We start from the raw sequence: 12,018 nt of genomic DNA, 5'->3' as shown, positions 1-12,018 counted from the left end.
TGATACTCTTTTGACGCCATCAATCAATCTTTTTTCTGTTAATTCATCGCTCACTTTATTTTTCCTCTGAGCCCTCTAAGTTCTCTGTGGCCGGTAATGAATTATTACTCTGTGAACTCTGTGTGCTCTGTGGCTTTAATACCTCTGTGTTCTCTGTGGCCGTCTGCCGGGCCGTATGGCGTTCGTTTTGCGACGGCATATAAGGCGAAAGAATTGCGATGCCGCCCCACGCGATAAGGCAGGAAACGACGCCGACGACTGCTCCGACCTTGAGCCATTCGAAGAAATAAATATGTGTACGGTACCGTTTTTCGAGCATACCGAGCGCGACGATATTTGCCGTCGAGCCAATCATCGTAATATTTCCGCCCAGGCACGCCCCGTGCAGAAGCGCCCAAAGCAGGGATGTATGGCCGAGTTTATTTACAACGGGCATAAACGCCGCGACGAAAACGATATTATCGACAAACGCCGAGCCGACAGCCGATATTCCGATAACCGCCGGTATCAGCAATGAAAGTTTATCGCCGAACGCCTGCTGAAAATAGCCTGCGATTCTGGTCGAGACGTGCGTCTCTTCGAGCGTTCCTGCCACTGCGAACAGCATCATAAAGAACAGCAGCGTCCACCATTCGACGTCCGCTTCGATGTAATGTCTTGCCCGTTCGTGCCGCCACAGCATAAGCAGGCCGGCGATAACAAGCGGCGCGACAATCAGCACCGTATTCGGAGCAAGTCCGAGTTTCAGTTCGATATAATGATGCAGCGCGATAAAGGTAATCATACCTATCAGGACGGCAAGGCCGCTTTTGTAAGGCACTTTTACCAATGGCCCCAGTCCCAGACCGAGCTGACGCCTTGCGTTGAGCCTTTCTGAAAGCATCTTGATATCTTTTCTGAACCAGTACAGTAAAATAAGTATCGTAACTGTAAGAGTTACGAGCATAATCGGAAACGACCATGTGATGAAATCGACGAAGCTCAAAGGCGGAGTCGCTTTCTGTCCGATTAAGATTCCGACCGGGTTGCCGAGCATCGTTCCGCTTGAGCCAACGTTTGTCCCTAATACGCCGACAATTATAAAAGGAGTCGGACGAATCTTGAGCGTATCGCAAACCTGGAAAACCAGGGTAGCGATGAATACGATGGATGTTACTTCATCGACCGCGCAGGCCATAAACGCGCCCAGCCCGGCGATTATGATTACGAATGTCGTGCCGGTAATATGCGGAATGGTAATAACGCTCTGAATAATCCACGTGAAAAGGCCCAGTTCCTTAAGCACGCCTACCGTTACCATCATACCGACAAGGAAAAGAATCACGTCGATTTTGCATTCCCTGATGAACGTCGGCAGCGTCAGTACGTTTGTCCCCATCAAAACTCCGATGCCGACAAACGCGATGGCCAGCCTGAACTGCCAGAACAGCAGCGTCGCCATTATAATCATTATGAATATCGAGCAGGACATCGCCTGCTGCCTGTCGAATTCCAGAAAATGCGCCAGCAAACCGACCATTCCGCTTACGCTGAGCATTATAAGCAGGTAAACGGCGTTTTTAATCTTTGCCTTTTTGATTTCTGAATCGGTCATATTTATTCCCGCAAAACTTTGCTCAAAAACGTCGCCAGCGACACGACGCCGACCAGTTTTTTGCCTCTCATAACATAAGCGAGGTCGGTATTCTGCCGTGTGATTTCCTTGGCCACCTGTACGGCAGGTGCGTTTTCGTCAACTGTCGCGTATTCAGGCGTCATAATCTCGGCCAGCCACGTTTTGCTTTCCTTTCGCAGTATCTGTGCGAACGGCTCGAAATTAATAACAGGCGTCAAATCATCCATCCACAGCACATAATCAGGCAGGCAGACCTTCAGCAGTTCGTGCGTCGTTACAACGCCGATAAGTTCGCCGTCCTTGTCAATCACCGGCACTTCATTTACCCTGTGACGGACGAACAAATCGATTGCGCGTTCGAGCGTATCGTGTTCCTGCAGCTTTACCGTTACGGGCTCCATAATATCGCACGCGTGCAGAAAGTCCGGCAGGGCGGCTCCGTTCGTATTGAAAAATCCCCATACATCTTCCGGCAAATCGAGTACCGCTACCTTCTCGGCCGTTTCCGGATTCTGGCAGATTTTCGCGATGGAACTTATTGCCTGCAAATACAATCCCGGCGCAGCTTTCGGTGCGAGGGTGAGAATGATAAGTTTGACTAAATTGTCGCTTCTGCCCGGCGCGTAAACGATTCCATTTTTCGAGGTAACGATGCCAATGACAATTTTATTGACGGCGTCCAGCCTGGCGTGCGGCATTGATATGCCCGGCCCGACGATGGTCGGCGATTCGTTTTCGCGGGACAGTATTTCCTTGTATGCCTCTTCGACGTTTCCGATTCCCGCTTCGTACGCCAGCTTTTCAAGCAGGTCGTGTATTATTGTGTTGCGGTCGGTTTTCTCGGTTTGACAGATAACATACGCCGGCTTGAACAGCGAGGCGAACTGAATATGATTTGTTTTGTTCTCTGTCATATATTCCTGTATAGATATTTATACAAACCGGTGAATATATCACTTTTCGTTATGAATTGCAACAATCTTATCCGGCGGTATCCAGCCGTATTTATCCCCCCATATAGCGGTTTTTCAGCCTGAAAACAAAAAAAAGACCGATGGTTTTCATCGGCCTTTGTTTATTCTATACCCTATACCCTGTACCCTGTTCCCTACTTCTCGTCCAGTATTTCGATGGCTTTGAACTTTTTGCCTTCCATAAACTCAAGACTCGCACCGCCGCCTGTCGAGACGTGCGTTACCTTGTCAGATAGTTTCATCTTTTTGATGGCGCTTGCGCTGTCGCCGCCGCCGATAATGCTCTTTGCTCCGTTTTTCTGTGTGGCATCTGCAACCGCCTGCGCGACTGCCTTTGTGCCCTCATCAAAAGGCTTCATCTCGAATACGCCCATCGGCCCGTTCCATACGATAGTCTTGGCATCGGCAAGTTTTGAAACAAACAGCTTTCTTGACGCCGGCCCGATATCCAGTCCCTGCCAGCCGTCCGGAATATCGCCGGTTACGACCTTGTTCTCGGCATTCTCTTTAAATTCACTTGCGATAACATCATCTACCGGCAGTATCAGTTCGCAATTTGCGGCCTTTGCCTTGCCGAACAGTTCTTTTGCTTTTTCGATGAAATCGTCTTCGCACAGACTTTTTCCGATTTTTCTGCCCTGTGCCTTGAAGAACGTATAGGCCATCGCGCCGCCGATAAGAATCCTATCGACTTTCGTCAGGAGATTTTCGATTACGGCAAGTTTATCCGAGACTTTCGCTCCGCCCAGAATCGCAACGAACGGCCGAACCGGATTATTGATTGTATCGCCGAGGAATTTCAGTTCCTTTTCAACAAGGAATCCAACCACCTTGGGCTTGCTGCCCATAAGTTGCGGCACGGTGAGCATCGATGCGTTGTCGCGGTGAGCCGTTCCGAACGCGTCATCGACATACACATCGCCGAGTTCCGCTATCTGCCTGGCGAAATCGTCTTTTTCCTTGCGGAGAGCCGGGTTGTCCTTTGCTTTCTTATCTTTTATTTCTTCTGCTTTATAGAAGCGCACATTTTCGAGCAGCATTACATCGCCGTCTTTTAACGCCATTGCTTTCGCCTTTACATCGGCACCGATGCAGTCCTCTGCGAAAACAACCGCCTTGCCCAGAAGTTCCGAAAGCCGCTTTGCAACAGGCTTCATCGTGAACTCGAGTTTCTTTTGGCCGTCCGGCCTGCCCAGATGGCTCATCAGAATTACTCTGCCGCCTTTTTCCACGATTGTCTTTATCGTCGGCAGCGCCATTACGATACGATTATCGGAAGTGATATTTCCATTGCTGTCGATGGGGACATTAAAATCGACCCTCATCAAAACTTTTTTGCCTTTTACTTCAACATCTGCCACTGTTTTTTTAGCCATAACAGCTTTCCTTTCTTGCAATGCAGCTTATACTTTCACTCTGTTGATAAGATACTTTGCCGCGACCGTATTTAATCTGCCTTTTTTGCATCCGTCCGCATCGCAGCTTTGCAGTATCTCGAGGTCGGTCTTCCATACCATATCGCCCGGCGCCAGAAGCAGCATACTATCCGGTTCGTATGTATTATACAGCCGGCCTTCTTTATAATAATAATGCCTCGGACAGGTTTCCGTCGGATATGCCCGCATCATCGGCGGAATATCGTGCGGCATAAACCACAGCTTGATTTCCCTTTCCGCATCTGTCGTCGAGGCCGATGTATGGATTAGATTATCCAGTCTGTCGCCGATGTCGTTACCGTTTTTATCTTTGAGATTCACCACTGTGCCAAGCGCCCTGATGCAGCCGGGTTTTTCTTCTCTGGCCTTATGCGGATTCGTAGGCCCGCCAAGCGCCCTTATCCTGTCAAGAACGCCCTCGCCAAGGTAAACGATTGCGATTACTCTTCGCTTCCATTTATTCTCTTCGGAATAATGCACTTTGCCCATTATGTAATCGAGCAGCGCCTCGAAAAACGGCTTGCCTTTATGCTCGGCATAATGTTCTTCCGCCAGAAGCCTCGATACGTTTACCACCTTTGCCCCGGCAAAGCGCGCTCCCGTGTGAAATTCAGATAGCTGTGAAAATATAAATCCCGTTATCGAATTCTTAAGCGCATCAGGCTTGATAAGAACAAGTGTTTGTTCGAGCTGTTTTTCGTTCATACTGCGGCATCCTTTGTGAATAAATTAAAAAATAAAAAAAGCCCCTGTCTTTTATGGCAGGGGCCGGTAATTTCTTACATAGCCGCGACTTTCGCGATGATATCGACCGTGCGGTTCGAATATCCCCATTCGTTGTCGTACCAGCTTACAACTTTAATGAAATTGCCCATCGACATTGTGCACAGCGAATCGAATACGCTCGAGCTCGGATTGCCGATAATGTCGCTGCTTACGATTGGCTCATCGCAATACTGCAGAATGCCTTTAAGATTGCCTTCAGCGGCTTTCTTAAGAGCGGCGTTAACTTCATCTTTGGTAACTTCTTTTTCCAGTTCAACTGTCAGGTCGACGCAGCTTCCTACGATAACCGGAACGCGTAGTGCGTATCCGTCTAATTTACCCTTCAGTGCAGGTATAACTTCGCCCAGTGCCTTTGCCGCGCCTGTTGTTGTCGGGATAATATTCTGTGCCGCTGCTCTTGCCCTGCGAAGGTCGCTGTGAATCTGGTCCGCGACGTTCTGGTCGTTCGTATATCCGTGAACGGTCGTCATCAGGCCTCTCTTAATTCCGAATGCTTCCTGTAGTGCCTTTGCCAAAGGTGCCAGGCAGTTCGTCGTGCAGCTCGCGTTCGATATGCAGTTCATTTCTTTCGTTACAGTCTTATCATTTACTCCCATCACGCAGGTACAGTCGATTTTGTCTTTCGCGGGAACGGTCAAAACGACTTTCCTTGCACCGGCCTTAATGTGGTCGCCATAACCGCCTTTTGGCGATTCTTTCGCTCTGAAAATGCCGGTCGATTCGACCGCGACGTCAATTCCCATCGCCTTCCACGGCAGCTCCGCCGGATTCTTCACCGCCAAAACCTTAATGGCCTTGCCGTTAATCGTAATCGTATCGTCCTTAACACTAATAGTGCCTTTCCATGGCCCCATTACTGTATCGTATTTGAACAGGTGCGCCAAAGCCGCGGCGTTCGACAAATCGTTAATCGCCACAAGCTCCATATCTTTTCTGTCCATAATGATTCTTGCTACTGCTCTGCCGATTCGGCCAAAGCCGTTAATTGCCACTTTTGTCGCCATCGAACAACTCCTTTTAGAATAAAGATTTATAGTTATTTAGCCACCAAAACACTAACACGAAGTAGTTTAAGCGTTATATTTATGCTTTTTTTAGTGACTTTGTGCCTTTGCGGCTGTTTTACACTTTTCGGAGTGCGGATTTTAGGGATACCATAGGGCACTGTCAAGCAGATTATTTTACCGAGCCCGGAGCGTCGAAGCGAAGCGAAGACCCTGCGTAGGGTAAGCGATGGGTAATCTTTAACCGTAAGCGATGGGTATATTAATCGGTTAGCGCGTGGGTAATCTTTAAACGTCCGCGACCAGTAGCGAGCGGTAAAAGTAACCCACCATTTACCTTAAACATTCATTCCAAAAAATGAAAATCTTAAGGTATCGAAATTAATTTGCCTTTTTAATTGGCCTAATTTTACTATATCGAATTCCATTTCGCTTTTCCTTTTTGCCGCAAAGTTCAATAATGTTGCTCTTTATTTTTTTGATGTTTTTTTGTTTTTAGCTTTGATTCTTCCTTATTGCTCCTCAAAGAACTGATAAAATTATACCCCTGTTCTTTTTAAACTCAACCAATTTTATCTGTTTTTTTTGAAGCGCAGCGTCGTAGCGTAGCGAAGACCCCCGAATTATCAGAAATTTCCTCCTTGAGGGAAATTTGGGAGGGGGTAAACCCGCATTTTTCAAAACTTGCTCGCCTCCGGCGGCTCCTCAATTTTGTTAAAAAATTTAAAAATTTACTGGACTCGGAAGTGTTTTTTGTCGTATTATACTTAAGGATTGGGGTGTCCCCAGTCGGCAAGGGGTTGTTTGTTTGACTCCTTGCTTTTTTTATGGAAACACTTTTAAACCCCACCCGTTATATCGATTATTACCATCGCAATAAATCTTCTTCTCTATCGTTTTGAAAGGTATATAAGGTTCTTTGGGATTGAGCAAATGCCGTGCAAGCGGATATGCGCATAAGTCGGCTATTTGCAGCCCGACAATATTTTCTCTCTTACTGAGAAAAGAAAAATCCTTAATGGTTTTTTTCAATCTGTCAACGCTTAGATAGTATGTGCCTCTGTCCATTATGGAGTTAAAATCTGAAAGCAGTTTTTTATCTTCGGCTTTTCCTCTTTTCTCGACCAGAATACTGACAGAAGAATTGGAAGATGCACTATTCAAATAAAAAACCGTTCGTTCGAGAATAAAAGATAATGCAATTGAATATGGGTCTTTGGCACTTTTGCCGTATTTTATGATGTGTTCTTTTTTATTTATTGCCGAACCGATCAAACAATAGTCCAGGTCGGATAAAATGCCATTAAGAGTCTTATAAAATTCTTCCTTAATTTTTAAATCGAATAAAATCTGGAAAGAGCCTTCGCATTTACGAATATCTCTTGAATGTAATATGACCTCGGATGTTTTGAAAAATCTTAATTTAAAATTATTTATTTTTTCTTCAGCTTTTTTCAGATTTTCTGATGTTACAAGACATCCGCATAATAGAAAAATCGGGAAGTTTTCGTCAACGTAGCTTAAACCGTGGTCTCCTGTCTCGTCGAGAAATAAATAATAATCCATTTCTAATTCCCATCTTATTATTACGCCAAATTATACTCCTGTTCTTTTTAAACTCAACCAATTTTATCTTTATTTTCCCGCCTCCGGCGGCTCCTCAATTTTTCACTTTCCTATACCCTAAACCCTACTTCCCTTGTCCGAATAATCAAAAACGCGCAATAAAAAAATTGCGCATTTGTGAAAAATAAGATTTTTTTCAAATTTTTATCTCTCAGCCTCATAAGCACTTACGAATTTCACTCAAAAAAAATCCGCGAAAAGTTCGTCAAAACCGCGCAACTTTTCAGTAAGGGTAGAGAGCCACTAAGGCACTAAGACACGAATTATATAGCCACAGAGAACACAGAGTTCACGGAGGCTATATTGCTTTAAGGCAATGCATAAATGCACATTAAATTCAAAACTCGTACCTTGCTTACAAGTAAACTTGACGCCGGCACATCGTTTTGAATTTTGCCCTGCGGAACTGTGCCTTAAAGCAAACGTACAGCTTCAACTTTTTGGCGCAGCCGTAAAAAATTCAGATTTGAGAACTGCGGGCAAGCTCGCTTGTAGAGCGGGTTGATTAATCTGAATTTAAGCTGAATAGCTTAGTTGAAGCAATATCTTCGTGTGTCTTCGTGACTCTGTGGTGAAAAAAACCGTGTCATCAGTGGCTAAAAAACAGGAGATAATAATGTATATAGACCTTCGCATTAAATTGCCGAATATTATCGAAAGTATTGTTGTTTATTTCCTTCTTCGCTACCGCAGGAAACGCTTCGGCTTCGCCTTTCGGAAAATAAAACTGTTTGGCGGAAAATCTGCTGAGACAAAATATGTTCTCGTCTCTCCCCAAGACTATCCGGCATTGATTCAGAACGACTGGCAATGTACTGAAAACAAAAGTAAAAATCATTATGTCGCCCGCATCGAAGGCGGAAGAGTCATATATATGCACCGGCTGATTATAAATGCTCCAAAAGGTGTTATCGTTGACCACAAAGACCGTAACGGCCTGAACAACACAAGACAAAACCTCCGATTGGCCACATTTTCAGAAAGTAGCAGCAATCGAAAGCGTATTAAGGGCTCTTCAATATACAAAGGCGTTAGCAAAATTAAAAATAGTAACAAATGGGAAGTATCTTTAAATTGTAATCATCGGCGAATATATTTAGGACACTTCGACAATGAGGAAGACGCCGCAAGGGCCTATGACGAAGCCGCCAAGGTTTATCACGGCGAATTTGCTGTATTAAACTTTTAGCTCTTTTTATGTCTTTGTGCCTTTGTGGCTTCGTGGCTATGTTTTATCTAATTACCCTCTTGCAGAAAATACTTTTTTGGTATAAGTTATATCTCTGTGGCCTCTGTGAGCTCTGTGGCTAATAAGTAATTTAAAGGAAATCTCTGTGGCCTCTGTGAACTCTGTGGCTAATAAGTAATTTAAAGGAAATCTCTGTGGCTAAGAAAATAATAGATTTTCATACACACGCGTTTAGTGACGATTTGGCTCCCAAGGCTATGAAGGCTCTTACCGAGCATCATCCGGAGATTCCGTATTTTCTGGACAGTACGATTGGTTCGTTATTGAAATCGATGGACAAGGCTGGCATTGAGAGAAGTGTTATCTGTTCGATTGCCACAAAGCCCAGGCAGTTTCAGCCGATTTTCGACTGGTCGAAGCAGATTCAATCCGATAGGATAATTCCGTTTGGTTCCGTTCATCCGACTGACCCTGAGAGGGACGGGCATATAAAGCAGATTGCTGAGGCGGGGCTAAAGGGCATTAAAATGCATCCGTACTATCAGGATTTTTATCTTGATGACGAGTTGATGTTCGAGTTTTACGAGCAGGTGTGTAAATACGATTTGATTCTTGTAATGCACACCGGTTTTGATATTGCGTTTGAGTTTATCGACAGGGCGTGCCCTGCGAGGATTTTGAATGTGATGAAAAAGTTTCCCGAACTGAAGCTGGTAACGACGCATTTCGGAGCCTGGCAGCAGTGGGATGAGGTTGCTGATGAGATAATCGGCAGGGATATTTATATGGAGATTTCATTTGCGCTGGATTATCTGCCTGTTCCGAAAGCGAAGGCGCTTTTGGAAAAGCATCCGGCCGATTACATATTGTTTGGTACCGATAGCCCATGGCGTGACCAGCAAGAAACACTTAATCTGTTAAACAAACTCAATTTATCGCCTGATAGAATGGGTAAAATCCTCTACGGCAACGCCAAAAGACTGCTTGGCATAAATTAATCATATTTTTGGTCACTTTTTTTGTAAATCCTTTATTTTTAATGCCTTATGTCTATTTGTGGGTATATTCGCAATAAAATAAAAGATGGGCAATGTCCTGATTACTGTTAAATCGTTAAAAAAATTATGGTTTTTGGGTGAAGTTTACCGAAAATAGGATAGTACTAATAAAAATAGCCTTATCAGTATCGTTAAGAATGGAGATTAACTTTAATTAGGAGACATTAGTATGTTGGGAATTCAAGACAAATGGATATCGCTTGTTTATATTCTTTGTATTGCCAGTACATTGTTATGTGTGTTATACGGATTTTTCAACTGGAACAAAGGCGCCACAGAGGTTCGTCCTGAGGATAAGCACTGGGCGTCGGAAGAGGATAAAGCTGAAGAAAAGATGTAGAAAATTTCTCGTATAAAACGGATTTGAAAAGATATATATTTTTTTCTGGAGAATATGAATATGAATATCTTAGCTAATACGGTAGGTGCGGGGACAATAATTGCGGTTCTGGTTTACCTGCTGATGGTGGTGTACCTCGGCTGGCTGGGCTACAGGGGGACTAAAAGCGCGACAGATTATATGGTTGCCGGCAGAAAGGCCCATCCATTCGTTATGGCACTAAGCTACGGGGCGACGTTTATCTCGACATCCGCAATCGTCGGATTCGGCGGCGCGGCGGGCTTGTTCGGCATGAGTTTGCTGTGGCTGACTATGCTGAATATTTTCGTCGGAATCTTTATCGCCTTCGTGTTTCTCGGCGGACCGACAAGAAGAATGGGGCATAGTCTTGACGCGCATACGTTCCCGGAACTATTGGGCAGAAGATATCAAAGCAAATTCATCCAGATTTCCGCAGGGATAATAATATTTATTTTTATGCCGTTGTACGCATCAGCGGTTCTTATCGGCGGCAGCGAATTTTTAGCTACGCAGCTCGACGTCGATTATAATGTTGCCCTTCTTGTCTTCAGCGTTATAACCGCGGCATACGTGATTATGGGCGGGCTTAAAGGCGTTATGTACACAGACGCTTTGCAGGGCGCTATAATGTTTATAGGTATGGGAATTCTGCTGGTCTGGACTTATATAAAAATCGGAGGAATTATCGACGGCCATCAGTACCTTACCGATATGGCGGCGCTTGTGCCTGGCAAATTGAAAGAAATGGGACATCAGGGATGGACAGCTATGCCGAAGTTCGGTTTCGGAGATAAAAAATACGACCTGTGGTGGGTAGTTATATCCACAATAACAATGGGCGTCGGCATAGGAGTGCTGGCTCAGCCGCAGCTAATAGTGCGGTTTATGACCGTCAAGAGCAAAAGAGAGCTGAACAGGGCGGTACCCATCGGCGGTGTATTTATCCTGATGATGACCGGCGTGGCGTTTACAGTCGGAGCACTATCGAATGTTTATTTCAATAAATACGGCCCGCAGATGAGCGGACGAGTCGCAAAAACAATAGACGAACAAAAAGGACTTGCCGTTCTGCAAATAATGAAGAAAGACGAATCCGGCGGATGGACCGATGTCGAAGGGAAAATGGCGCCTGTGAAACTGACCGGTGAAACGGCCGGCGCAGCGATGCTCGACGGCAAAGATGTGGCTATCGTGCAGGGCAGGAGTATTTCGGTTGTTTATGCCGGAGGTAACGCAGGACAAATAATTCCGCTGTATGTAACATCGGCGATGCCGAAATGGTTCGGCATAATATTCCTGCTGACACTCCTGTCGGCCGCGATGAGCACACTGTCCAGCCAATTCCATACAATGGGCACAGGCATAGGCAGAGATGTTTATGAACAGATTAATCCGAAGCACGGCGGAACCACGGGAGTAACCCGAATCGGCGTTATTGTCGGTATCATTATCGCTGTGCTGCTAAGCTTTTTTGCGCAGAAAAGTCCAATCATCATAGCAAGAGCTACGGCGATATTCTTCGGCTTGTGCGCATCGGCGTTTTTGCCGGCGTTTGTCGGCGGATTGTTTTTCAAAAGAATGACTAAAGCTGCCGCAATATGTTCGATGTTTGTAGGATTTTTGATTACTTCCTTCTGGCTTCTTTTCGTAAAGGCCCAGGAAGCAGGGGATATTGGACTGGTTCAGAAATTCACCGATGGCAAAACAAGTATCCTTGCGGCATATCCCAACTGGCCGACAGTCGACCCGCTGATTGTCGCTTTGCCGATATCGATTATTGTAGCTATTGTTGTGACTATGGTTACCAAACCGTGCTCTAAGGAACATTTGGATAAGTGCTTTGGCAAGAATTAGTTATAGGGTTTTTGTCCTATAATAAAATTGTTTAAAATTTATTAAAAGTTGTTGAAATATATTCAAAATTGCGTAATACTATTGCCAGTTTGGCATAACGTAAAAAAATATCAAC

Annotated in this window: 10 protein-coding genes; 4 read left to right on the top strand and 6 right to left on the bottom strand. The window is 45.1% G+C overall.

Annotated features, from left to right (window positions below; translation table 11 throughout):
* Nucleotides 1-55 precede the first annotated feature (55 nt).
* The 6 genes from WC496_08980 to WC496_08955 all read right to left on the bottom strand — a co-directional run bounded on the left by WC496_08980 (nucleotide 56) and on the right by WC496_08955 (nucleotide 7,381).
* Complete coding sequence (locus WC496_08980; GenBank protein MFA5293151.1) at nucleotides 56-1,594, bottom strand: SLC13 family permease; 1,539 nt, start codon at nucleotides 1,592-1,594, stop codon at nucleotides 56-58.
* Nucleotides 1,595-1,596: 2 nt separating this feature from the next.
* Entirely contained in the window at nucleotides 1,597-2,529 is a 933-nt protein-coding gene (locus WC496_08975; protein ID MFA5293150.1) for a PTS sugar transporter subunit IIA, read from the bottom strand.
* Nucleotides 2,530-2,723: 194 nt separating this feature from the next.
* A complete protein-coding gene (locus tag WC496_08970; protein ID MFA5293149.1) occupies nucleotides 2,724-3,965 on the bottom strand; it encodes a phosphoglycerate kinase in 1,242 nt (413 codons plus the stop codon).
* Between the two features lie 27 nt (nucleotides 3,966-3,992).
* Nucleotides 3,993-4,730 carry a nucleoside-diphosphate kinase gene (locus WC496_08965; protein ID MFA5293148.1) on the bottom strand — a complete coding sequence of 246 codons (738 nt, stop codon included), beginning with the start codon at nucleotides 4,728-4,730 and terminating at the stop codon, nucleotides 3,993-3,995.
* 74 nt (nucleotides 4,731-4,804) lie between these two features.
* Complete coding sequence (gene gap / locus WC496_08960) at nucleotides 4,805-5,815, bottom strand: type I glyceraldehyde-3-phosphate dehydrogenase (GenBank protein MFA5293147.1); 1,011 nt, start codon at nucleotides 5,813-5,815, stop codon at nucleotides 4,805-4,807.
* Between the two features lie 825 nt (nucleotides 5,816-6,640).
* On the bottom strand, nucleotides 6,641-7,381 hold the full coding sequence (locus WC496_08955; GenBank protein ID MFA5293146.1) for a DUF3800 domain-containing protein: 741 nt from the start codon (nucleotides 7,379-7,381) through the stop codon (nucleotides 6,641-6,643).
* Nucleotides 7,382-8,057: 676 nt separating this feature from the next.
* Here WC496_08955 and WC496_08950 point away from each other — a divergent pair.
* The 4 genes from WC496_08950 to WC496_08935 all read left to right on the top strand — a co-directional run bounded on the left by WC496_08950 (nucleotide 8,058) and on the right by WC496_08935 (nucleotide 11,903).
* Nucleotides 8,058-8,630, top strand: a complete 573-nt coding sequence (locus WC496_08950) for an AP2/ERF family transcription factor (GenBank protein ID MFA5293145.1) — start codon at nucleotides 8,058-8,060, stop codon at nucleotides 8,628-8,630.
* 194 nt (nucleotides 8,631-8,824) lie between these two features.
* On the top strand, nucleotides 8,825-9,628 hold the full coding sequence (locus tag WC496_08945; GenBank protein ID MFA5293144.1) for an amidohydrolase family protein: 804 nt from the start codon (nucleotides 8,825-8,827) through the stop codon (nucleotides 9,626-9,628).
* A 229-nt stretch (nucleotides 9,629-9,857) separates the two neighbouring features.
* A complete protein-coding gene (locus WC496_08940; GenBank protein MFA5293143.1) occupies nucleotides 9,858-10,028 on the top strand; it encodes a symporter small accessory protein in 171 nt (56 codons plus the stop codon).
* A 60-nt stretch (nucleotides 10,029-10,088) separates the two neighbouring features.
* Nucleotides 10,089-11,903 carry a sodium:solute symporter family protein gene (locus WC496_08935; protein ID MFA5293142.1) on the top strand — a complete coding sequence of 605 codons (1,815 nt, stop codon included), beginning with the start codon at nucleotides 10,089-10,091 and terminating at the stop codon, nucleotides 11,901-11,903.
* The last annotated feature ends 115 nt before the right edge of the window (nucleotides 11,904-12,018 follow it).

The sequence above is a fragment of the Phycisphaerae bacterium genome, from assembly GCA_041652575.1.
Taxonomy (GTDB): Bacteria; Planctomycetota; Phycisphaerae; order Sedimentisphaerales; family UBA12454; genus UBA12454.
Note: the sequence above shows the minus strand (reverse complement) of the source record. Positions and strands in the feature narration are given on the sequence as shown.